This window comes from Anabaena sp. CA = ATCC 33047 (genome assembly GCF_963870205.1).
Lineage (GTDB): Bacteria > Cyanobacteriota > Cyanobacteriia > Cyanobacteriales > Nostocaceae > Trichormus.
Genome location: NZ_CAWMSA010000056.1, coordinates 84,050 through 110,955 on the forward strand (window position 1 = coordinate 84,050; position 26,906 = coordinate 110,955).

The following is a 26,906-nucleotide window of genomic DNA, read 5'->3' on the forward strand; positions in this document are numbered from 1 at the left end:
ATAGCACCACTAAGTTGGACTTCCATGACTTCACTACCTAGGGGTTCGATGCTACTGAGGAGCGATCGCAAGTTGGGGGTACTGGCACCAGTATCTACATATAATCTATCTGCCAGATTACTAATGCGTTTCCACGTCATGTATAACTTGGCAATGGTTTGTTCGATTTGGGAGGCTTGATTTACTAAGTCAGCCGCTACACTTAAACAGCCGATTCTTTGGGCTTCTTCTAAGGCTGTCTCGATGTCTATATCATTCTGTGTTAATGCTTGCACTTGCGCCGCCGACTTGAGATATTTGGCTAGCTGACGCGCTTCTGTGGTTACTTGCTTGATAGTATCGACATCGGGGCTAGCGGCAATTTCTTTTTGAATAAATTTTTGATGTGGTTCTGGCAGTTTTTCCATTTCCTTCACCAGAGGCGCAATGTAGCGGGGGGGAAGGGAATTTTCGGCGGCTTTAACTTTGACTGGTTCGGGTAACAACTCCGAACTCATCGCTGTCCATTCGTCGGTGAGTTGACGGACTTCCCGCCTAGTGATGCGATCGCCTTTACTAGCGGCTTCACTCACCATCTGTTGCACTTCTGGCGCAGCTTTCGAGGTTTCAATAAAAGCGCGTTTACTAAAATTATTGACTGCACTCGGCTCTAGCTTGCCTTCTTGTAAAAGCGTATCAGCACTGTTAGCCAATTGTATCCAGGCGTAGGCTTGACTTTTGCTGATTTCCCGTTGCTTGAGCCAATTGAGGAAACCAGTACCACGCCCATCACCGCTTTTTTTTTCTCTGTCGCGGATAGCCCTTAAGATGCGCCCCCGCCAAATTTCAGTTTGCAAATCAAAGCGATCGCACACCTGCCAAGCTATATCTAGCTGTTGTTGAAAATCTGACTCTGGAATCTGTTCATCTTCAGGATCTGGCAGTTCAAAACTCAGATCAGTAGGCTGTTGCAACGCCGCAGCTAGGTAGTTAATATCGTCCGTTGATTGCACAGTTAGTAACTTATTACTCTAGCGATCGGCTTATTATGACACAAACTGGGGACATCGGCTCTAGTGAGATTCTCAGTATATTGTCAGAATTTTTAATTTTGAGTGCCGCCAAGCGGTTCACAGGGCAAAATAAAGACAGTTAGAGCGATGTCAAACGCCATCCTGCCAATGAGTTACTGTCTTAATCCCCGTTGTCTCAAGCCAGAAAACCCTAACGATGTGAAGTTTTGCTTAAGTTGTGGTTCTAAGTTACTGCTCAAAGAACGTTATCGTGCCATCAAACCCATCGGACAAGGGGGTTTTGGCAGGACTTTCTTAGCTGTGGATGAAGATAAACCTTCTAAACCGCCCTGTGTGATTAAGCAATTTTACCCCCAAGCCCAAGGCACTAATACTGTACAGAAAGCGATAGAATTATTTAACCAAGAAGCCGTACAGTTAGATGACTTGGGCAGTCATCCTCAAATTCCTGACCTTTTGGCGTATTTTACCCAAGATGATCGACAATATTTAGTACAAGAATTTATTGATGGAGCCAACTTAGCCCAGGAACTAGCACACAAAGGTGCTTTTGATGAAAAGCAGATTCGGCAATTATTAAATGATTTATTGCCAGTCTTAAAATTTTGTCATGATAGACAAGTAATTCATCGGGATATTAAGCCAGAAAATATTATTTTGCGGCGCAGTGACAATAAATTATTTGTAGTAGATTTTGGGGCTTGTAAGTCTGCGACTCAAACGGCGTTAAATCAAACGGGGACAAGTATTGGTAGTCCTGAATATGTGGCACCAGAACAAATCAGGGGCAGGGCGATTTTTGCGAGTGATATTTATAGTTTGGCGGCGACTTGTATTAAATTATTAACTGGGCGATCGCCTTTTGATTCCTATGATGTAAATAATGATAATTGGGTTTGGCAGCAATACTTAAAAACCCCCATCAGTCAGGATTTAACTAACATTCTCAACAAAATGCTAGTCAGCATTCCTGCTAGACGCTATCAGACAGCCGATGCAGTTTTGCAAGATTTAAATCAACAATCTTCAGCAGCAACAATCCCACCGACATTGATTAATCCAGTAACACCGACTTCGCCACCAACATTAGTAGCAAATTCACCAAGTCAAATAGATTTAGAACTAGAGGAATTAAAAACTCAATTTAAGACTGGTGGGAAACCCCAACCCCAAAATATACAACCGCCAACCGGGAATAATATTTCTGTAAATAACAGCAAAATAGACCTAGAATTAGAGGAATTAAAAGCTAAATATCTGGGGAATAATAACGAATAAATGCCATGAGCAACCTATTTGTATGTAGTGAGGACTTTAGTCCTCTATAAAAGACGCTAAGTGAACAAAATCAGAACTAATATCATGTCCGTTTGAATAGTTATCATATCTGTTCGGGTAGGGAACTCTTAACAGGGAACAGGGAAAAGAGAAAAGAGAAAAGAGAAAATATCAGCATCGAAAACTTATCATAAGTAATTAACCGGACATGATATAAAATAGGTAGTTTAAAGAAGTGAATAGGTAAGAAAAAAGTGACTCTAATATTTAGAGCCACTGACAAATAAATTGAGATTTAGAGAACTAGAAACTTACTTCTTAGTTTCAGTGATGGGAACCCATTCAGTGTGGAAACTGCCGGGTTTGTCGGTACGCAGATAGGTGTGTGCGCCGAAGTAGTCGCGTTGTGCTTGGGTGAGGTTTTGGGGTAGGCGATCGCGGCGATAGCTGTCAAAATAATCCAAAGATGCGCTAAAAGCCGGCACAGGGATACCAAGTTGGGCAGCTGTGATAATCACTTCCCGCCAAGCTGCTTGTCTGTCGAGAATTGTTTGCTTAAATTCAGGCGCAAGTAGCAAGTTAGGTAATGCAGGATTTTCGTTAAATGCCTTCTTAATCTTATTCAAGAAGCCAGCGCGAATAATACAGCCACCCTTCCAAATCCGCGCCATCTCACTCAGATTCAAATTCCAATTATATGCTTTTGAAGCTGTAGATAGTAGAGCCATCCCTTGAGCATAAGAGCAAATCTTAGAACAGTAGAGGGCATCCCGTACTTTGTTGATGAACTCCTTAGTAGAGCCACTATACTTACCACTGGGGCCTGTCAACTGCTTAGATGCGGCAATTCGTTCATCACGAATCGAAGAAATAATCCGAGCATTTACGGCGGCGGTAATGGTGGGGATAGAAACGCCTAATTCCAGAGCAGTTTGTACAGTCCAACGACCAGTACCCTTTTGACCTGCTGCGTCAACAATCAAATCTACTAGGGGTAGTTTGGTTTCTGGGTCGATGTAGGGGAAGATGTTGGCTGTAATCTCAATCAAGAAAGAATTGAGTTCGTCGGTAGTATTCCACTCAGCAAAAACTTCATGTAGCTGATTGTGGTCAAGTCCACCGGCATTTTTCAGCAAATCGTAGGCTTCAGCAATTAGCTGCATATCGCCGTACTCAATGCCATTGTGTACCATCTTAACGTAGTGACCAGACCCACCGGGGCCAACGTAAGTTACACAAGGGCCGTCATCGACTTGAGCAGCAATTTTGTTGAAAATAGGTGACAGGTACTCGTAAGAACTTTGTGTACCACCAGGCATGAGTGAAGGGCCATTGAGCGCACCTTCTTCACCACCACTGACACCCATACCAATGAACCGCAAACCTGCGGGTTCTAATTCTTGAGTCCGGCGTTGGGTATCTTCAAACCAAGAGTTGCCACCATCGATGATGATATCGCCTTCATCGAGCAAAGGTTTTAGCTGCTGAATGACCGCATCTACTGGCTTACCTGCTTGCACCATTACAAGAATTTTGCGGGGACGTTCCAAGGCGGCAACGAATTCTTCTAAGGTAAAAGCAGCTTTAACATTACGGCCTCCGGCACGCTGTGCCATGAAAGCATCGGTTTTTTCTCTGGAACGGTTATAAACTGCAATTGGGAAGCCATTACGCTCAACGTTCAGAGCGATGTTCTCGCCCATAACGGCTAAACCAATCACACCAAAGCTTTGTAGGGTCATAAACTATGTTTGGCTAACTCTTGCAGGTTCCTTCATCTTTAAGGGTAGTCCGAGATTTTCTCTTCTCCCCTAAAGAAGACATTAAGAGTTAATCTAAACAAGAAATGCTCACTGGAAACACAGTCCAAAAGTATTAAATTGTATCTAACTTCACAAATAGCTGGCAAAATTTGCGAAATTAGGGGTTGGGGACTGGGGACAAATCAATTCAAAATTCAAAATTCAAAATTCTTTACTTTTGGCTTTTGACTTGTTTGATGTCCAGTGCAGCGATGCCCAATACCCAATACCCAATCCCTAGTTAAAGGAGTAACCTAAAAATGCTGGCAAATGTCCTAGCTTTGGTGGTCGGCCTTGGTAGTTTAGCCATCTATCTATCAGCTTTCTTTTTTCCAGAAATCCACCGCAAGAATGATTTTATTTGGAGTGGAGTAGGGCTGTTTTATGCTCTAGTTTTATGGGTGTTTGCTCCCCGCATTACTGGAGGTCTGTTACTGGGTCATGTGGCTAGTGTGGCTCTTTTGGTGTGGTTTGGCTGGCAAACTCTCGCACTACGTCGTCAGTTGACTCCCCAAGCACAGCAAACTCCATTACCCAGTTCTGAAGCTGTGAAAACTACTCTGCAAGAACAGGCGGCGAATTTATCTTTACCCCAACGGTTGGCGCAGTTACAGCAAAGTGTAGCTGGGATTTTCGCAGGGTTGAAAAACCGAGGAACACAGTCTGTTAGTCCAAAAACTCCAACTCCCCAACCGGAAACTACGCCAAAACCAGATGTAGAGATTATCGACAAGAGAGAAACACCAGAAACACGAGCCCAAGAGCCTGTTACTATTACTGAATCTGAATCACCAACTGTAGCAGCACAGCCTACAGAGGAAACAGCTACAACTGTTACTGAACCTGAAGCCGCAACTGTACCTGAAGTTATTCCACCTCATCCCCCATCCCCGGAAGCGGTGGAAGTTGCCCAAGCGGATGATAAAACTGAGGAGAAAACACGAATTCCGTTGGAAGAAATTGCGCCCGATGCGGCGTTAGCTCCCCCGGCTGAAGCACCAACAGAACCACAACCACCCAATAATCAGGGTAGTTGAATTTTCAGAGTGGGCGATCGCCTTCTCGGTGTCTGTTTCCCCCCTTGTCATTCGCGGTTAGGGGGGGATAATTAAACTTTGAAAACACGCTCTACGCCCCCTATAATTTGTGTCTGACAATATTTGCAGATAAAGTCGAACAATTGGGAAAAATTAGCCAATGAACCCTTCGGAATGGAAAATTAAGGTCTGGGAAGAAGTCCAGCAAATCCCAGAAGCGAAGTTAGCACAACTGTATGAATTGATTCATGGATTTCGACTGAGTGCAGAAACCAACAGCAGCAACACAACAAAAATCATGCAGTTCGCCGGCTGCTGGAGTGATTTATCAGAGGAAGCATACAGCGAATTTGTAGATGATATCGCTATCCGTCGTCAGCAAGCATTCTCTCAAAGAACAAGCCGTGAAACCAGCATTGATTGATACTGATATCTTATCCTTGTTTTTTCGTGGTAATACTAATGTAGTCAACCAGTTTCAGGCTTATTTAGCCATTTATAATCAAATCAACATCAGTATCATCACTTATTACGAAATCCTGAGTGGGTTAAAGCATCGGGATGCCCAAAAGCAACTTGCTTTGTTTTTAGAGTTTGCTGCCCAAAATTCTGTTTTGCCCCTGAGCGAAAAATCAGTTACCATATCCGCAAATATCTACGCCAACTTAAGACTCCAAGGTATTCCCATCGACGATATTGACTTGCTGATTGCCGGTGTAGCGATCGCTAATAATCTAGTTCTAATTACTCACAATCAGCGACACTTCGGTAGAATTGAAGGACTAGAGTTGCAAGATTGGAGCTTAGGATAAAATTTGCGCTGTTACTAGGATAAGGCGATCGCCTTCTCGGTGTCTGTTTCCCCCCTTGTCATTCGCGGTTAGGGGGGATAAGCTCTTTTAGTTGGCTCACAAAGCTATAATTTGTTCAAAGTTTGAGAGGGAGTTAGAAAAAGACATTGCAGATGGTAAGTTAGAAGCTTTAGCGCAGGAAGCGATCGCGGAATTTCAACAAGGTCGTAGTAGCCAGTAGGTTGGGTTGAATGAAATGAAACCCAACATTAAATGTAAAATGAGGAGTAAGAGCAATTGCAATTGGCAGAGGTTAATTATTCTGCATCTATTCCTTCCCACATTTGTGAAAGGGGTATAGTTTGTCCACTTAATGCTTCTCTTATTCCCTGATAAATACCTTCAATTACAATTTATGTGGGTATTCCTTCAATATTTGAATTTTTATCTAATTCTAAAAGACATTTTTGGAGCAATTGCAATCTATAAGTTTCGACAGAAACTCCTTGCTGTTGTGCTTCCTGTGTTAGATACTGTTCTAATTCTGGTGGTAGGTTGAGGGTTAATCCCATAGGTGGATTAAGAGTGACTTGATTTGTAAATTTGCCAAATCAAAAAATCATATCCCAAGCTAGCCTACGCTTAAGTTATGCTGTAACCATTTCAGATACTGAACTAGGAGATGCTGGCTCAAAATATAACACCATAATTTGCTCTGGACGCAAACCAACAGATTCGTAAGTTTGCCCGTTACTATCGCTAAATTCTACTTCAAATGCAGCACCATCTGCTAGGATTTCGACTATTGTACCAACTTGACCACGTAACAAATTATATTCCGGCAGATCAACAGTGAGTGCTACTATATCCAACAACTTGGGTGTATTTGTACTCATTTTATATCGACTCCACATATTAGAACTTTACAACAAAGGATAACAGGTGGTTAATCAGGGAACATCTATCTATTCTTCACCTATCGTTAGGATTTGTTGTATCAATTTTAGCCAGCAAGCTTACTATTACTTAATAAAACTTGCAACAGTCAACAAAATCGCTAATTTGGGACTTCATCCCATCTCTTATAATTGATAGAACCTGTACACATAAAACTTAGGCATGAAGCTGTGACAGAACCTGGAAGCTACAAAGATACGGTAAATTTACCCAAGACTAATTTTGAGATGCGGGCGAACGCCATCAAGCGTGAGCCAGAAATTCAAAAGTTTTGGGAAGAAAATAAGATTTTTGACAGCCTGTCGCAAAACAACCCAGGCGAATTATTTATACTGCACGATGGGCCTCCCTACGCCAACGGCTCACTTCATATTGGTCATGCCTTAAATAAAATTCTCAAAGATATTATTAACCGCTACCAACTGCTACAAGGGCGGAAGGTGCGTTATGTGCCTGGTTGGGACTGCCACGGCTTACCAATTGAATTGAAGGTTTTGCAAACGCTCAAGTCGGCAGAACGGCAAAATTTAACACCTCTGCAATTACGCCAAAAGGCTAAGGAATTTGCTCTGGCTACGGTGGATGACCAACGCCAAAGTTTTAAACGCTATGGTGTTTGGGGTGACTGGGATAACCCATACCTAACGCTGAAGCCGGAATATGAAGCGGCGCAAATTGGCGTGTTTGGGCAGATGTATTTAAAAGGGTACATCTATCGCGGGTTAAAGCCGGTTCACTGGAGTCCCAGTTCTAAGACGGCTTTGGCTGAGGCAGAGTTGGAATACCCAGAAGGCCATACTTCCCGCAGTATTTATGCGGCTTTCCCGGTGACGGGTTTGGCTGAGGCGGTTAAACCTGTTTTGGGTGAGTATTTGCCTGATTTGGGTGTGGCTGTCTGGACTACTACGCCTTGGACAATTCCAGGTAATTTGGCGGTGGCTGTTAATGGCGACCTCAATTATGCTTTGGTGGAAGTTTCACGCCCAGACGCGGAGGAGGACACTTGCGTGGGCGGGTCTCCCGACTTGAGCAAAGTGTCCGTCGCGCAGAGAGGTTTTAAGTATTTGATTGTGGCGGCGGATTTGGTGGAGCGTTTGGCGGCTACTATTTCGGCGGAGTTGTCTGTAAAAGCCACATTCAAGGGGCAAGATTTAGAACATACTACTTATCGTCATCCGCTATTTGAGCGGGAAAGTCCGGTGGTTGTGGGTGGTGATTACATCACAACTGAATCGGGTACAGGGTTGGTACATACTGCGCCGGGTCATGGTCAAGAAGACTACATTGTTGGTTTGCGTTATGGTTTGCCTATCCTTGCACCTGTGGATGATAATGGCAATTTTACCGAGGAAGCGGGACAGTTTGCTGGGTTGAATGTTTTGGGTGATGGAAATCAGGCGGTTATTGATGCGCTAAGTGCTGCGGGTTCGCTGTTGAAGGAGGAAGCTTACGCCCACAAATATCCTTACGACTGGCGGACGAAAAAGCCGACGATTTTCCGGGCGACTGAACAGTGGTTCGCTTCGGTGGCTGGTTTCCGGGATGAGGCACTCAAGGCGATCGCTTCTGTAAAATGGATTCCAGCCCAAGGTGAGAATCGCATCACGCCAATGGTAGCGGAACGTTCTGACTGGTGTATCTCTCGTCAGCGTTCCTGGGGTGTACCTATCCCGGTATTCTACGATGAGGAAACCGGCGAACCTTTATTAAATGAGGAAACTATCAACCACGTTCAAGCTATCATTGCTGAGAAAGGTTCTGATGCTTGGTGGGAACTGTCGGTAGAAGAATTATTACCAGAGTCTTACCGCCATAATGGTCGGTCTTACCGTCGCGGAACTGATACAATGGATGTATGGTTTGATTCTGGCTCATCTTGGGCTTCTGTAGTTAAACAGCGTCCAGAGTTACGCTACCCGGCTGATATTTATTTAGAAGGTTCTGACCAACATCGCGGTTGGTTTCAGTCGAGTTTGCTGACCAGTGTAGCAGTAAATGGCATCGCACCTTACAAAACTGTGTTAACTCACGGCTTTGTTCTTGACGAACAAGGGCGGAAAATGAGTAAATCAGTGGGGAATGTGGTTGATCCACAGGTAATGATTCAGGGTGGCAAAGACCAGAAGAAAGAACCCCCCTATGGTGCTGATGTGTTGCGGTTGTGGGTGTCTTCTGTAGATTACACGGCTGATGTGCGTTTGGGTGGTAATATCATTAAACAACTCAACGATGTCAGAGGTAAGATTCGCAATACGGCACGGTTTTTGTTGGGTAGTTTACACGATTTCGACCCAGAAAAAGATGCTGTACCCTTTGAGAAGTTACCGCAGCTAGATAAATATATGCTGCACCGCATCCGTGAAGTTTTCCAAGAAGTAACCGAAGCTTTTGACAGTTTCCAATTCTTCCGCTTTTTCCAAACTGTGCAGAATTTCTGCGTGGTGGATTTGTCTAATTTCTATTTAGATGTGGCGAAAGATAGACTGTATATCAGTGCGCCGAATGCTTTCCGTCGCCGCAGTTGTCAGACAGTGATACACATCGCTTTAGAGAATTTAGCACGAGCGATCGCACCTGTATTGTGTCACACGGCAGAAGATATCTGGCAACATCTCCCCTACAAAACACCCTACAAATCAGTGTTTCAAGCTGGTTGGGTGCAGTTAGAAGATAAATGGCATCATCCAGAGTTAGCAGAAGTTTGGGAAAAATTGCGCCAGTTGCGGACTGATGTTAACAAAGTTTTAGAACAAGCTAGGGTAGACAAAATGATTGGTTCTTCCCTAGAAGCCAAAGCTTTGATTTATGTCAAAGATGCAAATTCCCGCAACGCCATTGCAACTTTAAATCCTGTTAGCGGTAACGGTATCGATGAACTGCGTTATTTATTCCTGACTTCCCAGGTAGAATTATTAGATTCACCTGAGAAACTGCAAGATGTCAAATATACTTTGCAGTCTGAAACTTGGGAAATTGGGGTAGTGAATGCAGACGGTGAAAAATGCGATCGCTGTTGGAATTACTCCACCCATGTAGGAGAATCAGCAGAGCATCCCCTAATTTGTGAACGTTGCGTTTCCGCCTTAGCTGGAGAGTTCTAATTTTTTCACCTCTCTAACCCCTCTCCGATGCGGAGAGGGGTTTAAATATTTGTGGTTTTCAAAATTCCAGCTTTGCAACTGAAATTTAGGCAAAGAAGTACAAATTGACTCAGGAAAACTGAGTAGAAGTTTTGGAACGAATAGAAAAATTCGGGGATGACACACAAGGAATATAGAAGAGAGAAATCTCAACTGAACCTTGATAACTCCATTTTGCATGATGGTGTAATTCTATCCCTCCAAGTAATAACATACCATTACTTTTCTTTGGAATATGATTTAAAATATGTAATATTGACAAATGTTTTAAAAACTAAAATTAGTAAAAAACTTACTAAAATCGCTACTACATACCAAGGAATACCTGTATATATCAAAGAGTTTGACCAGATATTGATAGTGCTACTAGCATATTCATTCGCCTCTGAATATGAATCTGTAATCTTAATGATTGGTGCATGAGTGAATATTCGCATAATATTATCAAATGCACCTTTTAACATATCGATTGCTTGACTATTCCAAAAACCCCAAACAAATATATTGTCATCAAGTAAACCTCGCTGTCTTGCATACTCCATTCGGAAATGCCAATTAGAAATCATTGAAGAGAATGCCAGAAGAAAACCGAAGCATCCAAGAAAGATGGCTGTTATTCTCAATTCTATTCTTTTCAGAATATATTCAAAATTTACAGCAAATGGCAAAAATACAATTGGTAAGATAGTAATAAAGTGTCGTGGCCCCCACCCCCAAGCACCATACCAACTTCTTAACCTGGCATGAAGTAAAAACCAGAGTATAGTGAGTGATGCTACATAGATGGCTTCTTGCTGATGCTCTTTGTAGAATTTTTTAAATAATAAGATAGATAAAATAACTAAAGGAGCATAAATAAATAAACTTTTGCCAGGGCTAATAATGAGTCCTAATATGCCTATAAATATATTTCCATCTAAAGAATTATTATGTGCATATATTGCTGTTTGTACAGGAGATTTATAAAAAAATCCAGTTCTTAGAGAGTTGTACCAACATTGCCAGGCGACGAAAGGTAAAAGTGTCACTAATCCCCAAGAAATTTCTCTAATTTTGATTGTCAAGGTTGCTCTATTATTTATTAAGTAAGCGAAAGATACTAAAATAGCTAAAATCATAGATATCCTAGTAATCAAAGCAAATCCTAGACAAATAAAGCAACCAAATAAATACCACCAATTATTTCTTTGTCGATAGCTTAAAATCAAAAAGAAAGATAGAGTCAATAGTGTAGTGCATAGTACACCGTCAAATAAGTTCCGCGAATAAGTCCAGAAATATGTAGTCAGAACTAGACAGAGAGTTGCTAAAAAACTGGGTATTCTTGCCTGTGAAAATCTTGTATGCAAAATTGCAAAGAAAGTAGTTGCAGTCAATGCTGAATAAGCACCAGATTGGAATGATAGAATAAATTTCTGAATCATCTCTATTTTTTCTATACTGACAAAATTAGAAAAAATCTTTTCTAACATAACGTTGATCAATGCTGTTGGCAGCATAAAAAGTGTATTTCCAATTTCATGTCCTGCATAGATTCTGCCATTAGGTGCTATTTGAAAGATACCCGTTTGCATGACATCAAAGCCCAACTGTCTGTGCTTAATAATTTGAACTGCAACTTGGTAATGAAATAGTCCTTCAGAATTATCTGAACCATTGTTAGTTAAAGCAAATAATGCCCAGAAAAAGATGAAAACATTGCAAAATATTGCGTATTGACAGTAAGTTTTGCAGAAATTTCCTAAGATGTTTTTCATAGATAATTATTTTACTAAATTGCTTATTTAAAATTTTCAGCATTTTTCGCAAAAGCGATAGCGGCAATACCACTCAATAGTAATCCCACTCCCAGCCATTGGGAAATCAAGACTTTTTCTCGCAAAATGAAAGCCCCTGATATTGTTGTGACTACAATTGTTAATCCTATGACTATTGGATAGGCAACAGATAAATTTAATTTGGCTAAAACTAATACATAAAAAATTGTACTCAAACCATAACTACAAACTCCTCCCAACAAATAAATATTTAATGGATGTGTCCCTACTCCTAATTTCATAAGAGTTTGAGCCAGTGTATTTAATCCCACTGTGATTAAAATCAATAAGCCAAAGACAAGAGGGTTGCTCATCATAAAAATCTACTCACTTTAATAACTTAATTTTTTCTAGGAAATTAAGTTATAAGAAACTTTCATAGTCAATAGGAGCATCAAATTCCCAAAGTTCTTCGCCATCTGGATAAGATATTTGTACCCATGTACCTGCGAGTTTTTCCCACCATCGGGGCGGATGCGGTAAGGTAGCAACTTGGATACAACTACACCCACACAGCCATGCTCCCAGAACATCGGTATGTAAACTATCACCAATGACAACTACTTGTTTTGGTCGCAGACCCATATAAGCTATTGCCTTACGAAATGCAGAGGAAAACGGTTTTTTGGCTGGGTTGAACGCTGGAATGTTTAGACGATTAGACCAAAATCTCACTCGATAATGACGATTTCCATTTGAGAGGATGAAAAATTTCAATCCTGCTAGTTTTGCCTGTGTAATCCAATCTTCTGCACCCGGAGATAGGTATCGGTCATCTTCTGAAACAATAGTGTTATCTAAATCGAGAATAATTCCTTTAACGCCACAATTGTTGATTTGATAAATTTCAAGTTGAGCAAGTATATGGATATGCCGTGGAAGTTTGTCATGTTTCTTTTTCAAAAATGGTTGGTACCACTTTAGTAATAAATTTTTGTAATTTATCATTTGTTAAATCCTGAAGATTTACTTGATCAACCCTTGATGTTTGAGTAGGAGAATGGTAAAACAAGTGATTACCCAACCTATTACAGTTACCAAAATAGGCAAGTCTTTTAATAGCACTTCTTCCGGTCGCTCACTGCGTCCGCCTTGCTCTATATGATCCTGATGATTGGCAATTCCCTGGGGGTCACTCAGTAGTTGATAACGAAAAATGCCATACAATATAAACGGTAAAGTGAGTAGCATCCAAGAAGTAGATGCTCCTTGCAGATAGGGCCCGGCACTCCAAAGTGCATAAGTGACAACCGTGCCAGTGGTAACGACATTTTCCATACGAGCCAGCAGGGGTAAGGAGTAATGTTTGAGGACAGCACGAGGTTTGTTACCTTTGATTTGCGTCAAACGCAGTTCTGCTTTGCGCTTTTCTATTGCTAAAAACAGAGCCAGCATTGCTGTACAGAGAAAAAACCAGGCCGATAAAACAATGTTGGTAGCAGCAGCACCAGCACAGGCTCTTAGAACAAATCCAGTAGCGATCGCACCAATATCCAAAATCGCCATTCGCTTGAGTCTCAGATTATAAGCGATTTGCAACACGGCGTAAGCTGTAATGGTTGCACCTAAATGTGGTGATCGCAACCAGCCAATAATCAGAGCGATACATAATAGCACTACCGCCATCCCCAAAGCTACATGGATGCTGACTAATCCGGCGGCGATTGGTCGCTGACACTTCACAGGATGTTGACGATCAGATTCGACATCTGCGATGTCATTAATTAAATAAAAACTACTTGATGCACAACAAAATAATGTAAATGCTAGTAGACTGCCAAGCAGTGATTGCAGATTGATGCTAAAGGCAAATAACGGTGCTGCAAACACTACCAGATTTTTTGTCCATTGTCGGGGTCTTAGAGATGCTAAATGATACCTTAATTTCTTGTAACTATCTATTACAAATAGTAAACATTTTTTTGCAAATGAAACATGATGATAAGTCATATATTTTTTATTTCTAAGTCACAAGAATATTTTCAGGACAACACTTATCTAACTGTTCACACACCCACAGTCAAAACTAAAATATAGAACTTAGTTAAATCTTGAACTAGCCAAAAATTGATTTTTATCTCAATTTTGTTGAGATAAAACTCTTATTTCATTTCTAAAACACACCATTTTGCTAATTGCCAAACTAAAGTTAGGTTGGAAAATCCACAATTAAAATTACACTGCTCCGATAGATGTTAAATTCTACTAATGGGCAGAGAAAAGACGGTCAAGAATCGCATAATCGTTACAAGTTATACTGTTTATAACTTAGCGGTTTTTGCCTACTGGTGTTGAACCGAGATGTGCGACGTGAAAGTTGTACGTATAGGCAGTAGCCACTATTTTGGGCTGTTGTCGAGATAGCTGCTATCTTGGGAAACTTTGTAAATTGTCTAGACTAAAAGGTTGTAAAAAAATTGTAGGTTGGGGAGCCATTGCCGTGGAAGGGTTTCCTGGCTTGGGGCGAATGGCGTTTGACGTAAGGAAACCCAACACCAATCTAAGAGTTGGGTTGCGCTGCGCTTAACCCAAGCTACATCTAATGCACTTTTTTAGCTGTGCCACGCCACTACCGTAACTTTTACACCTATCGCCCAAGCTGATAAGCTAGATTTTGACTTTGACGCTGTATACGTAGCTTTTGATTGTACTCATTCAACTTAGTTTGCGCCTGAGCATAAACAGAGGTATCTTGAGGAATTTGGCGGAGAAATTTCACCGCATTATCAAACTTCCCAATTAATGCTTGTTGGTGGGCTTGATGTAAAAAATATGCGGCTCTCATTTGTCGTTTTTCGCTGTATTCAACCAATTTTTTCTGCACTAAAGCACCAGCAGAACTTTCTTTCGGAATTTGTCGCAGATATTCTAACGCTGTAGAAAAATCTCTTGCTTGCGCTTTGGTGAATGCTTTACCTAATAACTCTTGTGTTTGGGTTTCGATATTGGTTTTGGCTTGTTGGACTAAATTTTTAGCTTTTGTTTGCCAATATGAAATACTGGGAATTTCAGCAGCAGCAGTCAGGACATCTGACCATCTACCTTCAGACATAGCTGTTTCTGCTAATATATATTTGTGTGCTGCTGTTTGCCATTGCTGTTGCCAAGCTTCCAGGGAGACTTGAGCTTCTGGATAAACATTACTATAAGATGGTATTGATTGAGCTAGGGCGATCGCCTTTTGCAAATCTCCTGATTGATATTCTTTTTTAGCTTGGGATAAAAGTTCTGTTTCCGAATATGACGGAGAAGTATTAACTAAAGAATAAGCCCCCAAGCCCATTAATAAAGAGTTTACCGCTATTCCTACAGTCACCCCTTTAAGTATAGGTGATGATTCTTCTAAAGTCGGTTCTACTGGAGTATTTTGAATTGGCTGTGTTTGAGTAGTTGGTTTGACTTTCGTTTCCCATATCAAATGCTTCAGGAGACGCAACACCTCAGTTGCAGACTGAAAACGTTCCTGGTAATTGTAGCAAATCATTTTAGTCAGAATTGCCGCCAGATAATCACTCACCAGGGTATCGGGTGAACGCCATAGAATTTCATTAGTCTGGGGATCTATTTCTAGTTGCAATGGTTCTACCCCTGTGAGAGCCTGAATAGCAATCATTCCCACAGCATAAATATCACTATTGGGCTGGGTTTTACCAATAAATTGCTCTGGTGGAATGTAACCTAATGAAGTCGCAGGAGCTTGGTAAATGGATAAGTCACCATCCATACCAAAATTTATAGCTTGGATAGAACCAAAATCAATTAGGACTAACTTACCATTAACAACATGTCTAATAATATTTTCTGGTTTAATATCGCAATGAATCACACCTTGGGAATGAACAAACTCTAAAATTTCCAAGGTATCTTCTAAAAAAGCAATAATTTCGTCTTCACTCCATAAACACCCCCATTGTTGATTTATCGGGAGTTCCGCCGTTAAGGAATGTCCTGCAATATATTCTTGTACTAAATAGAAACGCTCATTTTCTTCAAAACAAGCAAGAAACTGCGGTATTTGGGGGTGCGTTCCCAAACGCTTCAGAGTTTCGGTTTCGGTTAAGAAACGTAATCTAATAGTTTCTAGGTAACTCGGATGGAAACTGTTAACCTTGAGTTGTTTAACCACACAATTGGGCGTGTGTGGGTGATGGATATCCATAGCTAAGTATGTCTGTCCAAATACCCCTGCACCCAGATTTTGGACAATTTGGTAGCGTGCTTGTAATACTTTACCGATCATGTGGTGGTTCATGAGTTGGTTACTGAGTTAGTCCTGGTATTAAGTTTCCCACCCTTGCCCTGAGTTTCCGGAATCGTTTAAAGATACATTACCTTAGCATAGATTCTGGAACAAGAGTTATGCAACTGGCATAAACCAGTTTTGCTACGGCGTTCAACTTGTATTGACATAGTTACGTTTAACCAAGCTGACCCACTTATAACACATCTAGTTCCCAGCAAAAACAAGGTTGTAATTATGTTACTTTTTTTGTGTTTCTTTTCTAATCGTAAATAAACCTGTACTTTATGGGTTGAGCAATGCTAAACCCCTACACCCAATTCCCTATTTGCTCATTCTCCTGTTCCATTATCTCACCACGCTCTGTTAATGGCTTGACTACTTTGGCGATCGCTTTTTAGTCTTTTGGCTAGGACTATTATGAAAGCGTATATGCTATCATAGCTACATGGCGATTAAAATTGTAGTTGATACCAGCGTTTTTATCAGTGCGTTGATTAGCTCGCAAGGTTCTAGTAGAGAACTGATTCGACGCTGTTTGAAAGGAGAATATCAGCCTTTGATGGGAAATGCTTTATTTTCTGAGTATGAGTCAGTCATTCATCGCTCAGAAGTTATCGCCAAATGCCCTTTAACTACTGAAGAAATTTCTGCTTTAATAGCATCATTAATGAGCGTCAGTCAATGGGTTTATATATACTATTTATGGCGACCTAATTTAAAAGACGAGGCTGATAATCACTTAATTGAATTAGCGGTTGCCGGAAATGCTCAAATTATTGCCACTTACAATGTCAAAGATTTCCAGAATTCTGAATTGTTATTTCCTAAATTATCTATATTAAAACCAGAAGAAATTATTAGGAGTTAAACACAAATGGCAACTTTAACGATTCGTTTACCAGACGATAAGCATAATAGATTGAAAGAACTTGCTCAAGCCAAAGGTATCAGTGTCAATAAATTGATTGAAGAACTTTCTACTATTGCTCTAGCAGAATTTGATGCTCATACCAGATTTAAAGCAATGGCTGCAATTGGTAATGCAGAAGCAGGATTAGAAATATTAGCTAAACTTGATGCTCTAACAAAGTAGGGATTTAGCAATGCTAAACCCCTACACCCAATTTCCTATTCTCGATTCCCTATTCCCTCATTTTCCTGTTCCATTATCTCACCACGCTCTGTTAATGGCTTGACTACTTTAGCAATGGCTTCCTGCACAAATGCTTTAATAAATTCATCCCGGCGATTGATTTGAAACTGTCGCTGTACTACTTCTGTCATCCCACCATCACCCCAATCTTGATCATGGCGGAAATATTCAATAAAACTCTTACCTGCTATTCTGGTTAAATATGCGGCTGTTACTCCTTGTATTGCTCTGCCAATCACAAATGTAGCTACATTTAATTGCAATGCTGTAGACAATAATTGAATTGCACCTTTAACTATACCCAAACTCGCTATCGTCTTCGCTAAAGACAGGGCTAACTCTCGTCCCCGTTCCATGTTCAATTCACAACCATAGACTCTACCAATTTCTACGACCATTTGGGCATTGACGGCGGCTGTGGCTAGTAAATCTACTACTGGCAAAGGCGTAACTGATACCACTCCCGCGCCTATCCACTGGAAACGATCAACGATTTTATCAGCTTGGCGACGGCGTTGGGCATCGATGAGTTTACGGGCTTCTTCTCCTAACCGCAGAGATTGCAAGAGAATATTATCAGCCACCAAATCCTCACCCTCAGCCCGTAAAATTGCCGCCATGCGCCGCAGTAAGGGGACGATATCCGGTTCTGGTTGGAAGGGTTCCCCGGTTTCTAGTTGTGCTGGTTGGGGATTAGCGGCGATCGCTACTACGTCATTTGTGGCAATAAATCCCCGCACCCGTTGGCGTAACCTTGCTAATATCGCTTCTGTATCTTCGTCTGTATACAAGTCTGTTTTATTGAGAACGAGGAGCGATCGCTTACCAATTTCTGCTAAACCTCTGAGTGGTTCATACTCTGAGCGTCGTAAATCATTATCCACCACAAACAACAGTAAATCTGCCTCGGTTGCCAACGCCCTGGCTAATTGTTCTCGTTCTGTTCCCGCCACCCCAGCCTCTAAAATCCCTGGTGTATCGGTAATTAAAATTTTTCGTTCTAAACCTTTCAACCGTAGACAGTAGGTTTCCCCGGCGGTGGTTGTCCCCATTGGTGCGTCTACTCTGCCCACCATCCGCCCCATTATAGCATTAACTAGGGAAGTTTTGCCAGCACTGCCAGTACCGAAGACCACAACTTGAATCTCACCCCTAGCTAAATTAGCTTCTATTTCCTGAGAACGACTGAGTAAAGCTTGGCGTGCAACTTCATCTTGAATTTGTGCTACTTGCTGTCTGACAGCCTGGAGTGTGGAAGAAGCCGCATCAGACTTAGCAGCCGGAATCTGTGCTGGTGTTACCCGTCGGCGGTTGCGTCGGGAACGCTGTTCACCAGATTGTAATACTACCACGTAATAGACAAAAGCAGCAACTAACGCCCCAATCAGGACAATTAGCAGCAACAGCAGCAAATTACCCAAAAATGGCGAGTAAGACAACTGCCAATACAGGCGTGAGAGGGAATCAATCAGCCACAGGGCGAGTCCCAGAATGACGATTAAACCTACAATTAAGGTGATTAGACGCGACAGAGGCATGGGTGGCATTGGTAAATATGAAATACCCAGATGCTTCTGATCTTAATAGTTTCAGTGTTTCTTACCAGGGTACAAATTCCAACTTTTGGTAAACTTGATAGGGCGTTTTGTATCAAATTAGATTGGATTTGTGATTTTCAATTAGGGTATTTACTGAAACATTACCACCGTAAGAACTTCTAAATAGAAAAATATGCCCACTTAAGACCTAACCCCCTAACCCCCTTCCCTACCAGGGAAGGGGGAAAGTTAAAGCCTCTAACGCCACTTGCTACAACGCGGGAAACCCGCGCAACGCAGTGACTCCTCCTTGTAGGGGAGAGGTGTGGAAAGGGGTTTTCCAGATACCGGAATTTTAAATTTTGAATTGGTATAAGTTGCACAATGAGCGCGATATCTCAATTAAAACCCTGGAATTGTATACAGAACAAGTTTCACCGATTAAGTATTCGGCGAAAAATTGTCTGTGGCTATGGTGTGGCGTTGGGAATTGCGGTTTTTGGTACAATGTTGGGGTTGGTGATAGGCGATCGCTATTTTCAACAAGCTAGAGAGAAAATGATTTTGGCAGATCAGGAAGGAGGCTTGTTAAGTGATTTACAAGGAGTTTTGTTAGAAATTCATTCCCATCAGCATGAAATCATCTCTATACTGGGACACAAGCAAGCTTTACAACAAGAAGATGCCGAATTGTTCACCCATGCAGCCGAAGCTAAAACTGTGCTTAACCAATTGCGTGAGTTTAGCCGCACTCATTCCCGCCAGGATTTACAAGCATTGCTCAATCAGCACGATGATACTATCAAGGTTTATTTTCAGCGACTAATAGAAATCAACGGGCAAATCATCACCCTGAGTTTACAACCCCAAGGACAAACCGCCGCACAAAAATTATTAATCGACTTTAGTAAAAGTTCCGAAGTCAAGCAGCTAATAGAATTTTCCCACGAGTTGACTGACTTGGTGAAAACGGTGCGAGAACGCCAAGAGGAAGCGGATACAGCCCAAAATCAGGCGGCGATGATGCAAGCGCAAATTATAATTGCTAGTATTTTACTTTCGGTGGCGATCGCTAGTTTCTTAGCAGCTTACACTAGCATCATTATCACACGACCTATTAATAAACTAACAGCTATTGCTCAACAAGTCACCCAACAAGCCAACTTTGATTTACAAGCACCCGTAACCACCACCGATGAAATTGGTAGTTTAACTAATTCATTCAATCAGTTAATTCAACAAGTCAAGCAGCTTTTGCTAGAACAACAAGCCCAAGCCCAAACACAACTAATTCAAAGCGAAAAAATGTCTAGCTTAGGGCGGATGCTAGCTGGTGTCGCCCATGAAATTAATAACCCGATTAATTTTATTTCTGGTAATTTAGTCCACGCCAAAACCTATATTGATGATTTATTAACACTACTGCAAACATATCAAAATGAAATACCATCACCACCATCTGCGGTGGAAACTGTCGCCGAAGAAATTGATTTAGAGTTTCTCTTAGAAGACTTACCAAAACTGATTAATTCTATGATGGTTGGTGCTGAACGTACTAAAGAAATTGTCCGAGGTTTAAAAGATTTTTCCCGTTTAGATGATGGTGAATTGCAACAGGTAGAATTACATTCTTGTATTGATAGTACACTGTTGATTTTGAATACACGCCTGAAAAAAGGTATTAATGTTGTTCGCAAATATGGAGAAATCCCCACCATTCCCGGTTATAAAGGTTTATTGTATCAAGTATTTATGAATCTCCTCAGCAATGCCATTGATGCTTTAGAAGAAAAAGCCGCCAATAATCCCGAATTTCAACCAGAAATAACTATTATTACGGAACGCTGTCAAGATAATACGGTGACAGTGAGAATTACAGACAACGGCGTTGGTATTTCCCCAGAGAATCAAAGGAAAATTTTTGAGACATTTTTTACAACTAAACCACGGGGAATTGGCACAGGTTTAGGTTTAGCGATTACCTACCAGATTGTAGTGGAAAAACACCGAGGGAAAATCACCTGTAAGTCTGAATTAAATCATAATACAGAATTTGCGATCGCTCTCCCGATTTTTCAGCCTTAAGTTCCTGGTTTTGCAGGTGAGATTTCTGCACAATGGGCATGGGGCATGGGGCATGGGGCATTGGGGATTAATAAAAATTCTACCTTGTCTACCTTGTCTCTTCTTTCCATTTACCAATAGAACAAAAGGAGAAATCAACAATATGGGACTTTTTGATCAAGTTCTCAATGCTGTGAATAACCCGAATCTACAAGGTAATATCAGTCAAATACAAACTATTATCGATAGTGTACAAGATTTAAGCACAACAACAGGTACAGATCCAGGAACTATGCAATCGGTTATGGGGGTTGTTGGTAACTATGTACGTACTGCTTTACAACAAAAACAAGCCACAGAGGGTAATGAAACAGCACAGGCTTTGGTAAATCAGTATGCTGGTAGTACCTTTGACGAACAAGCTGTAAATTCCCTATTTTCTCCTGACACCCAAGAACAAGTAGCAAGGGTAACAGCCCAGCGTACCGGGTTAGATGCCAACACCATTTTACAATTGCTGCCTGTAGTTGTGCCGTTAGTGCTGAATTTCTTAAAATCTGGGGCTAATGCACAGAATACTCAAACTGCTGGTAATCCAGTCTTGAATAACTTCCTCGATGCAGACAAAGATGGTGATGTTGATATCGCTGACGCTATCCAACTAGCTAGTCGCTATGTTCGCAGATAGTGAGTGTACACACTCCTGACTAAAAATTGTCATGCACTGACACAGCTAAAATAGTGTATTAGCTTTATTTCCTCTTGTGGGGTGGGCATCCTGCCTGCCCAGAACAGTCAAGATGACTGTTCCACAAGAAAACCAATTTTTTTAAATAACTCATCGCCTGTCAAAATTGCGAGACTGGGGTTGTAGGGGAGAAGATGGACGAGGAGAAATATGATTTTTTAACAACAGCAACGGCAAACTCAGAACACCTAAAGTGATGACTACCCCTGTCATCACCCAGACAGCCCAACGATTAGCTTGATAGTTGCTGCGTTCAATTTGCCAAAAAACTTGATTGTATCGCCATGCGGCTAAAGCAATAGTGACAATACCAAAAATTACTAAAGTAATGCCTAAATTTTGAGAGTTAAATATCGGATGTACCGACGTTTCTGTTTGGGTAATTGCCAAATTAAGCTGACGTAAAAACAAACCAAAACGAGCGATCGCAAAACCAAATCCAATCAAAGCTATAGAAGTCCTCAGCCAAGCTAAAAAAGTCCGTTCATTGGCTTGATGTTCCCGTTGTCTGTCAATTTTTGGCGTTTTATTCATAAGATGAGATGCAGGTGCAGACTCATCTACACCTGCAATTATAGCGGATTCCCACCGGATAGAATAGAAATTCATCCGCGTTTATCTGCGTTTATCTGCGTTCAATTATTCTTTCTTCAACTACACATTAAACCGGAATAACATAACATCCCCTTCTTGAACAATATACTCTTTCCCCTCACTACGAACTAAGCCTTTTTCTTTAGCAGCATTCAACGAACCAGATACAACTAAATCATTATAACCAACGGTTTCTGCCCGAATAAAACCCCGTTCAAAATCCGAATGAATCACACCTGCTGCTTGGGGTGCTGACATTCCGGCGTGAATTGTCCAAGCGCGGGTTTCTTTTTGTCCACTGGTGAAATATGTTCTCAGTCCTAACAGAGTATAAGTAGCACTAATTAAAGACTTTAATCCGCCTTCTTCTACACCCAAAGATGCTAAAAAGTCAGCTTTATCTTCTTCTGGTAATTCTACAAGTTCGGCTTCTACTTGAGCAGAAACAATCACAACTTGAGCGTTTTCTTGTGCGGCAATTTGTCGCACTTTTTCCACAAATTCATTACCAGTTGCTAAGTCATCTTCAGAAACATTAGCAGCATAAATAATTGGCTTATTGGTGAGTAAACCTAATCCTTTAATAACTGCGGCTTCTTCTTCATTTAAACTAACTTGACGGACTGATTTACCTTCATTTAAAGCAGCCGCTAATTTTTCGAGGACTGTCACCTCAAATTGAGCATCTTTACTGGTGCGGGCTTGTTTGCGGGTACGTTCAATGCGGCGTTCAACTTGTCCTAAATCTGCTAACGCCAATTCTAGACTAATGATTTCAATATCCCGTGCTGGGTCAACCGAACCAGCAACATGGATAATATCATCATTTTCAAAACAGCGTACTACATGGACTATTGCATCAACTTCGCGGATATGAGACAAAAATTGATTACCTAGTCCTTCACCTTGGCTCGCACCTTTCACCAAGCCAGCAATATCCACAAACTCAATACGTGCGGGGATAATTTGGGCTGAACCGGAAATATTAGAAAGCACGTTTAAACGCTCATCCGGTACTGCAACAACGCCTACATTGGGTTCAATAGTACAAAACGGGAAGTTAGCCGCTTCTGCTTTAGCATTAGCCACTACAGCATTAAATAAAGTAGATTTTCCGACGTTGGGAAGTCCGACAATTCCGGCTCTTAGCATTTTAGATTTTAGATTTTGAATTTATGTACAGAAGTAAACTACACGGGTGCTGGTATAGTCTGGGGAATGGGTGCAGGGACTGGTTCTGGTACAGGCCCCGGAACAGTTTGCGGGATGGGAGCAGGTACGGTTTCTGGTACTGGCTCTGGGAAAGGACGGGGAATTGTAGGCCCCGGTGTGGGTTGCGGTTCTGGTAATGTGTTTGGTTCAGGGTTGGGTATTTGTGGTTCGGGGATAGAAATAGCTCTAGGATGAATCATGATCAATCTATCTCAATTATTCGACCTTCCCAAACTAGATGACAACCTGAATTCCTGACATCTCCCTATATGACTATACCCAAAAGTGTTATTTTAGCTAGAAACAAAGCAAGATACAAATTGGGATGGTTGATGGTTGATGGTTGACTGTTGACGGGGTAAAAGTTCTTCTCCTCTGCTCCTCCGCTTCCTCATCTCCCCCACTTCTTCCTCGCTTTCTGAAAATGAATCAACACCAAGCACCGTTACTAGAAGCTTTAAAACTCTGTGCAGCACGTCCTCATGCGGCTTTTTATACCCCTGGACATAAGCGGGGACGGGGAATTTATCAACCTTTGGCTGATTTGCTGGGTAAGGCTGTATTTGGTGCAGATTTAACGGAGTTGGCTGATTTAGATAATTTATCCGCTCCTCAAGGTGTGATTCAACAGGCGCAACAGTTAGCGGCTGAAGCTTTTGGTGCAGCACATACATGGTTTCTTGTCAATGGTTCGACTTGTGGAGTTGAGGCGGCGATTCTCGCTACTTGTGGTGTGGGGGATAAAATTATTTTGCCACGTAATGTACATTCGTCGGCGATCGCTGGTTTAATTCTCTCAGGTGCAATCCCGATTTTTGTTAATCCTGAATATGATTCGGTTTTAGATATTGCCCACAGTATCACGCCTGATGGAGTAAAAGCAGCCTTACAACAACATCCTGATGCTAAAGCGGTGTTGACAGTTTACCCCACATATTATGGTGTTTGTGGAGATTTACAGGCGATCGCTCACATTACCCATGAATATCATATTCCTTTACTGGTCGATGAAGCACACGGCGCACACTTCGCTTTTCATCCCCAACTACCTATCTCAGCCTTAGCCGCAGGTGCAGATTTAACTATACAGTCAATTCATAAAGTCTTAGGTGCAATGACGCAAGCTTCCATGCTGCACATCCAAGGCAATAGAATTGATATTGACCGAATAAATAAAGCTTTGCAACTTTTACAGTCTACCAGTCCTAGTTATATCCTTTTAGCTTCCCTAGATGCAGCGCGTCAACAAATGGCGTTAGAAGGTGAACAGTTAATGTCTCACACTTTGCAACTAGCGCATGAAGCTAGACACAAAATTAGTCACATTCCCAGATTATCAGTTTTGCAACCACCAGAGGCATCTTTATCACCTGGGTTTGTTGATTTGGATAAAACAAGATTAACAGTTAATGTTTCTGGGTTGGGTTTAACGGGGTTTGCAGTTGAGGAAATTTTAGATAAACTTGGTGTAACTGCTGAATTAGCAACACTGCAAAATCTCACGTTTATTATTAGCTTGGGTAACACCGCAGATGATATTCATCAGTTAGTGCAGGGTTTTAGGAGTTTAGCAGAAAAAACCCCACCTCCTACGCCGCAAGGGACGAGGAGATGGGATAATGACAATTGTTTTAGGTATTTTCCGGGGATTACTCCCCGTGAGGCTTTTTTTGCCGTTACTGAAATCTTACCTCTAAAACAGACGGGCGATCGCATCTGTGCGGAAATTGTTTGTCCTTACCCCCCTGGTATTCCCGTTTTAATGCCTGGGGAAATCATTACTCCAGCTACAATTGATTATTTACAGGAAATTCAAGCCGTAGGGGGATTTATCTCAGGCTGTGCTGATAGTAGTCTATCTAGTTTAAAAGTCGTGAAAGTGTGAACGCAGATAAACGCAGATAAACGCAGATGAAATAGATATATCAAGAATTGTTGATAATTTGCTTAATAAACAAGACTATATTTGTGGCATTGCTCACAATCAGATATTCTCTCAAGGATTAAACTTTGGATAAAATCCTGGTTTGTTGTATGAAACCACAGATAAACGCCGATAAATTATCTTTGTGCATCTGTGGTTTCATTTCTATTTATTGATTTAGCTTTGATACTGTTTCAATTTGCTGAGTAAAGTATGCTTCTTGATGTTTGATTTGTCGCGCTAATTCTAAGCCGTATTGAAAAGCTGTTAGTGCTTGTGGGTAATCTTTTTTGTCTAAATATAATTGTCCCATTTGGTCGTAAGCTTGCATCATGCCATAATAATTAGCGGCTCTAACTTCTGTTTCTAAAAGAATTTGGTTAGTTTGCAAAGCTGCATCAATTTGTCCTTGAGAACGATATAAGGGGATTAATTTCTGCAATGCTTCAGCCGCCCGCGCAAATTGTTGCAATTGCCAAGCTGTTTGATAAGCTTGTTGGTAGTTGGTGAAAGCTGCTTCTAGTAAATCAGGATTTTCTTGGGCGAGAATTTCATAATTAGCTGCGATCGCCTGTTGCACACTCGGCAATTGTGTCTGATCATCATTTTGGGAGTATATCGCTTTCAGTCTACTCAGCACCTCAATAGCTTTTTGTGGTTGCTTCCCCTGCTGATAGATATAAGCTAACTGTTGCAGATATGTTAACTCATCTTGACTTGCACCCCTAGCAGTCGTAAAATTTAACAATTCCTCGTAAGCAGTAGCAGCTTGCGGATAATTAAACCAACTCAGATTTAATTCTCCCAGAGTTTTCAGGGTATCAATTTCCGCAGATGTATCTTGTTGTTGTCGCACCACTGCCAAAATTTGTTGATAAATTTCAATGGCAGGTTTAGGCAATCGCACTTTTTGATAAGCTACACCTAACGCCTGTAACAGTGGAAAATCAACGTTAGTTTGAGTTTTAGACTTTTTGGGTTGTGCTTGTTTTTGAATAGTCTGCAACCTTTGTGTAATGTAGTATAACTGTTGGCGATCGCTTTGTTGCCAAGCAATATCACCAACTCGTGACAATGCTTGCACCTCACCCACAGCACCCAAATAGCGACGCAAGCGTAACTCCCGGTTCCAAATTTCAAAAGCCGCTTTTTTATCTCCAGCTTGCAATTTCGCCGTCGCTTGTTGATTTAACTCATCCAACGCTATCTGAAGTTGCTGTTGTTCTGCAAGACTTAAAGGTTGTTTTTTGGGTAAAGATGGTAAAAGTGGATCTGGTGTAGTGATTTCTAAAGGACTAGGCGGGAATCTATCAGCTTGTTGAGGGTCTTTACTCTGCGCTAACGTCACAGAACAGCCAAACTGCCAGAGCATAGCTGCTGTAATCATAGCACTGAAGCGTTTTAACTTGATGTATTTTACCATATATGAGCATCGGGAATTGGGCATGGGGCAACTATGCCTAACCACTGTAACTGCAAATTAGTTTGACGCATCAAGCATTGAGAATTATCCCTAGTCATTAGTCATTAGTCATTAGTCATTAGTTTTCCTCCTCATCTCCCTCATCTCCCTCATCCCCCTCATCTCCCTCATC

The 26,906-nt window shown here is 41.4% G+C and carries 25 protein-coding genes; 11 read left to right on the plus strand and 14 right to left on the minus strand.

The window, feature by feature from the left end:
* Positions 1-992: hypothetical protein (locus AACS98_RS17080; RefSeq protein ID WP_084386929.1), on the minus strand; the 992-nt coding region annotated here is incomplete at its 3' end.
* A 168-nt stretch (positions 993-1,160) separates the two neighbouring features.
* Between AACS98_RS17080 and AACS98_RS17085 the strand changes: the two genes are divergently transcribed.
* The gene (locus tag AACS98_RS17085) at positions 1,161-2,291 is read left to right on the plus strand and encodes a serine/threonine-protein kinase (RefSeq protein ID WP_066382367.1); all 1,131 of its coding nucleotides are present in this window, start codon (positions 1,161-1,163) and stop codon (positions 2,289-2,291) included.
* Between the two features lie 311 nt (positions 2,292-2,602).
* Here AACS98_RS17085 and gndA read toward each other — a convergent pair whose 3' ends face one another.
* Positions 2,603-4,033 (minus strand): NADP-dependent phosphogluconate dehydrogenase, encoded by a 1,431-nt coding sequence (gene gndA / locus AACS98_RS17090; protein WP_066381999.1) that lies wholly within the window; start codon positions 4,031-4,033, stop codon positions 2,603-2,605.
* Positions 4,034-4,353: 320 nt separating this feature from the next.
* Here gndA and AACS98_RS17095 point away from each other — a divergent pair, with 320 nt between their 5' ends.
* The 4 genes from AACS98_RS17095 to AACS98_RS17110 all read left to right on the plus strand — a co-directional run bounded on the left by AACS98_RS17095 (position 4,354) and on the right by AACS98_RS17110 (position 6,162).
* Positions 4,354-5,130, plus strand: a complete 777-nt coding sequence (locus AACS98_RS17095; RefSeq protein ID WP_066382001.1) for a Ycf66 family protein — start codon at positions 4,354-4,356, stop codon at positions 5,128-5,130.
* Between the two features lie 160 nt (positions 5,131-5,290).
* Positions 5,291-5,554, plus strand: a complete 264-nt coding sequence (locus tag AACS98_RS17100; protein WP_066382006.1) for a hypothetical protein — start codon at positions 5,291-5,293, stop codon at positions 5,552-5,554.
* The gene (locus AACS98_RS17105; RefSeq protein WP_232317165.1) at positions 5,487-5,942 is read left to right on the plus strand and encodes a type II toxin-antitoxin system VapC family toxin; all 456 of its coding nucleotides are present in this window, start codon (positions 5,487-5,489) and stop codon (positions 5,940-5,942) included. The genes AACS98_RS17100 and AACS98_RS17105 overlap by 68 nt, the downstream gene beginning before the upstream one ends.
* A gap of 91 nt (positions 5,943-6,033) precedes the next feature.
* Entirely contained in the window at positions 6,034-6,162 is a 129-nt protein-coding gene (locus AACS98_RS17110) for a hypothetical protein (protein ID WP_255362913.1), read from the plus strand.
* Between the two features lie 172 nt (positions 6,163-6,334).
* Here AACS98_RS17110 and AACS98_RS23640 read toward each other — a convergent pair whose 3' ends face one another.
* Positions 6,335-6,493 carry a hypothetical protein gene (locus AACS98_RS23640; RefSeq protein ID WP_231867068.1) on the minus strand — a complete coding sequence of 53 codons (159 nt, stop codon included), beginning with the start codon at positions 6,491-6,493 and terminating at the stop codon, positions 6,335-6,337.
* Between the two features lie 75 nt (positions 6,494-6,568).
* Positions 6,569-6,817 (minus strand): DUF4926 domain-containing protein, encoded by a 249-nt coding sequence (locus AACS98_RS17120; protein WP_066382008.1) that lies wholly within the window; start codon positions 6,815-6,817, stop codon positions 6,569-6,571.
* A gap of 231 nt (positions 6,818-7,048) precedes the next feature.
* Here AACS98_RS17120 and ileS point away from each other — a divergent pair, with 231 nt between their 5' ends.
* Positions 7,049-9,979: an isoleucine--tRNA ligase gene (gene ileS, locus AACS98_RS17125; RefSeq protein WP_066382009.1), complete on the plus strand. Its 2,931-nt coding sequence runs from the start codon at positions 7,049-7,051 to the stop codon at positions 9,977-9,979.
* Positions 9,980-10,236: 257 nt separating this feature from the next.
* Here the strand turns inward: ileS and AACS98_RS17130 are convergent, their stop codons facing one another.
* The 5 genes from AACS98_RS17130 to AACS98_RS17150 all read right to left on the minus strand — a co-directional run bounded on the left by AACS98_RS17130 (position 10,237) and on the right by AACS98_RS17150 (position 16,087).
* Positions 10,237-11,775, minus strand: coding sequence for a glycosyltransferase family 39 protein (locus tag AACS98_RS17130; RefSeq protein ID WP_066382011.1), 1,539 nt, complete (start codon positions 11,773-11,775; stop codon positions 10,237-10,239).
* A 23-nt stretch (positions 11,776-11,798) separates the two neighbouring features.
* Entirely contained in the window at positions 11,799-12,152 is a 354-nt protein-coding gene (locus tag AACS98_RS17135; protein WP_339373717.1) for an SMR family transporter, read from the minus strand.
* Positions 12,153-12,198: 46 nt separating this feature from the next.
* On the minus strand, positions 12,199-12,738 hold the full coding sequence (locus tag AACS98_RS17140; protein ID WP_232317166.1) for a YqeG family HAD IIIA-type phosphatase: 540 nt from the start codon (positions 12,736-12,738) through the stop codon (positions 12,199-12,201).
* 63 nt (positions 12,739-12,801) lie between these two features.
* Positions 12,802-13,785: a decaprenyl-phosphate phosphoribosyltransferase gene (locus tag AACS98_RS17145; protein WP_084386930.1), complete on the minus strand. Its 984-nt coding sequence runs from the start codon at positions 13,783-13,785 to the stop codon at positions 12,802-12,804.
* Positions 13,786-14,422: 637 nt separating this feature from the next.
* Positions 14,423-16,087 (minus strand): serine/threonine-protein kinase, encoded by a 1,665-nt coding sequence (locus AACS98_RS17150; RefSeq protein ID WP_084386931.1) that lies wholly within the window; start codon positions 16,085-16,087, stop codon positions 14,423-14,425.
* A 436-nt stretch (positions 16,088-16,523) separates the two neighbouring features.
* Here AACS98_RS17150 and AACS98_RS17155 point away from each other — a divergent pair, with 436 nt between their 5' ends.
* Positions 16,524-16,946, plus strand: a complete 423-nt coding sequence (locus AACS98_RS17155; protein ID WP_066382018.1) for a putative toxin-antitoxin system toxin component, PIN family — start codon at positions 16,524-16,526, stop codon at positions 16,944-16,946.
* Between the two features lie 6 nt (positions 16,947-16,952).
* A complete protein-coding gene (locus AACS98_RS17160) occupies positions 16,953-17,171 on the plus strand; it encodes a toxin-antitoxin system HicB family antitoxin (RefSeq protein WP_066382019.1) in 219 nt (72 codons plus the stop codon).
* Between the two features lie 35 nt (positions 17,172-17,206).
* Here the strand turns inward: AACS98_RS17160 and AACS98_RS17165 are convergent, their stop codons facing one another.
* Entirely contained in the window at positions 17,207-18,769 is a 1,563-nt protein-coding gene (locus tag AACS98_RS17165) for a YcjF family protein (RefSeq protein ID WP_066382371.1), read from the minus strand.
* A 384-nt stretch (positions 18,770-19,153) separates the two neighbouring features.
* Here AACS98_RS17165 and AACS98_RS17170 point away from each other — a divergent pair, with 384 nt between their 5' ends.
* Together AACS98_RS17170 and AACS98_RS17175 are read left to right on the plus strand one after the other, a co-directional pair.
* The gene (locus AACS98_RS17170) at positions 19,154-20,854 is read left to right on the plus strand and encodes a sensor histidine kinase (RefSeq protein ID WP_066382020.1); all 1,701 of its coding nucleotides are present in this window, start codon (positions 19,154-19,156) and stop codon (positions 20,852-20,854) included.
* 142 nt (positions 20,855-20,996) lie between these two features.
* On the plus strand, positions 20,997-21,521 hold the full coding sequence (locus AACS98_RS17175) for a DUF937 domain-containing protein (protein ID WP_066382022.1): 525 nt from the start codon (positions 20,997-20,999) through the stop codon (positions 21,519-21,521).
* Positions 21,522-21,671: 150 nt separating this feature from the next.
* Here AACS98_RS17175 and AACS98_RS17180 read toward each other — a convergent pair whose 3' ends face one another.
* From AACS98_RS17180 to AACS98_RS17190, 3 genes are all read right to left on the minus strand, one after another.
* Positions 21,672-22,115 carry a YidH family protein gene (locus tag AACS98_RS17180; RefSeq protein WP_066382373.1) on the minus strand — a complete coding sequence of 148 codons (444 nt, stop codon included), beginning with the start codon at positions 22,113-22,115 and terminating at the stop codon, positions 21,672-21,674.
* A 120-nt stretch (positions 22,116-22,235) separates the two neighbouring features.
* On the minus strand, positions 22,236-23,327 hold the full coding sequence (gene ychF / locus AACS98_RS17185) for a redox-regulated ATPase YchF (RefSeq protein WP_066382024.1): 1,092 nt from the start codon (positions 23,325-23,327) through the stop codon (positions 22,236-22,238).
* A gap of 38 nt (positions 23,328-23,365) precedes the next feature.
* A complete protein-coding gene (locus AACS98_RS17190) occupies positions 23,366-23,587 on the minus strand; it encodes a hypothetical protein (RefSeq protein ID WP_066382026.1) in 222 nt (73 codons plus the stop codon).
* 224 nt (positions 23,588-23,811) lie between these two features.
* Here AACS98_RS17190 and AACS98_RS17195 point away from each other — a divergent pair, with 224 nt between their 5' ends.
* Entirely contained in the window at positions 23,812-25,272 is a 1,461-nt protein-coding gene (locus AACS98_RS17195) for an aminotransferase class I/II-fold pyridoxal phosphate-dependent enzyme (protein ID WP_066382028.1), read from the plus strand.
* Between the two features lie 208 nt (positions 25,273-25,480).
* Here the strand turns inward: AACS98_RS17195 and AACS98_RS17200 are convergent, their stop codons facing one another.
* The gene (locus AACS98_RS17200) at positions 25,481-26,734 is read right to left on the minus strand and encodes a tetratricopeptide repeat protein (RefSeq protein WP_066382032.1); all 1,254 of its coding nucleotides are present in this window, start codon (positions 26,732-26,734) and stop codon (positions 25,481-25,483) included.
* Between the last annotated feature and the right edge of the window lie 172 nt (positions 26,735-26,906).

Bases quoted from the DNA above. Each gene is read 5' to 3' on its own strand.
- AACS98_RS17085 (WP_066382367.1), top strand. From the start codon at position 1,161: ATGAGTTACTGTCTTAATCCCCGTTGTCTCAAGCCAGAAAACCCTAAC.
- gndA (WP_066381999.1), bottom strand. From the start codon at position 4,033: ATGACCCTACAAAGCTTTGGTGTGATTGGTTTAGCCGTTATGGGCGAG.
- AACS98_RS17095 (WP_066382001.1), top strand. From the start codon at position 4,354: ATGCTGGCAAATGTCCTAGCTTTGGTGGTCGGCCTTGGTAGTTTAGCC.
- AACS98_RS17100 (WP_066382006.1), top strand. From the start codon at position 5,291: ATGAACCCTTCGGAATGGAAAATTAAGGTCTGGGAAGAAGTCCAGCAA.
- AACS98_RS17105 (WP_232317165.1), top strand. From the start codon at position 5,487: ATGATATCGCTATCCGTCGTCAGCAAGCATTCTCTCAAAGAACAAGCC.
- AACS98_RS23640 (WP_231867068.1), bottom strand. From the start codon at position 6,493: ATGGGATTAACCCTCAACCTACCACCAGAATTAGAACAGTATCTAACA.
- AACS98_RS17120 (WP_066382008.1), bottom strand. From the start codon at position 6,817: ATGAGTACAAATACACCCAAGTTGTTGGATATAGTAGCACTCACTGTT.
- AACS98_RS17130 (WP_066382011.1), bottom strand. From the start codon at position 11,775: ATGAAAAACATCTTAGGAAATTTCTGCAAAACTTACTGTCAATACGCA.
- AACS98_RS17135 (WP_339373717.1), bottom strand. From the start codon at position 12,152: ATGATGAGCAACCCTCTTGTCTTTGGCTTATTGATTTTAATCACAGTG.
- AACS98_RS17145 (WP_084386930.1), bottom strand. From the start codon at position 13,785: ATGACTTATCATCATGTTTCATTTGCAAAAAAATGTTTACTATTTGTA.
- AACS98_RS17150 (WP_084386931.1), bottom strand. From the start codon at position 16,087: ATGAACCACCACATGATCGGTAAAGTATTACAAGCACGCTACCAAATT.
- AACS98_RS17155 (WP_066382018.1), top strand. From the start codon at position 16,524: ATGGCGATTAAAATTGTAGTTGATACCAGCGTTTTTATCAGTGCGTTG.
- AACS98_RS17160 (WP_066382019.1), top strand. From the start codon at position 16,953: ATGGCAACTTTAACGATTCGTTTACCAGACGATAAGCATAATAGATTG.
- AACS98_RS17165 (WP_066382371.1), bottom strand. From the start codon at position 18,769: ATGCCTCTGTCGCGTCTAATCACCTTAATTGTAGGTTTAATCGTCATT.
- AACS98_RS17170 (WP_066382020.1), top strand. From the start codon at position 19,154: ATGAGCGCGATATCTCAATTAAAACCCTGGAATTGTATACAGAACAAG.
- AACS98_RS17175 (WP_066382022.1), top strand. From the start codon at position 20,997: ATGGGACTTTTTGATCAAGTTCTCAATGCTGTGAATAACCCGAATCTA.
- AACS98_RS17180 (WP_066382373.1), bottom strand. From the start codon at position 22,115: ATGAATAAAACGCCAAAAATTGACAGACAACGGGAACATCAAGCCAAT.
- ychF (WP_066382024.1), bottom strand. From the start codon at position 23,327: ATGCTAAGAGCCGGAATTGTCGGACTTCCCAACGTCGGAAAATCTACT.
- AACS98_RS17190 (WP_066382026.1), bottom strand. From the start codon at position 23,587: ATGATTCATCCTAGAGCTATTTCTATCCCCGAACCACAAATACCCAAC.
- AACS98_RS17195 (WP_066382028.1), top strand. From the start codon at position 23,812: ATGAATCAACACCAAGCACCGTTACTAGAAGCTTTAAAACTCTGTGCA.
- AACS98_RS17200 (WP_066382032.1), bottom strand. From the start codon at position 26,734: ATGGTAAAATACATCAAGTTAAAACGCTTCAGTGCTATGATTACAGCA.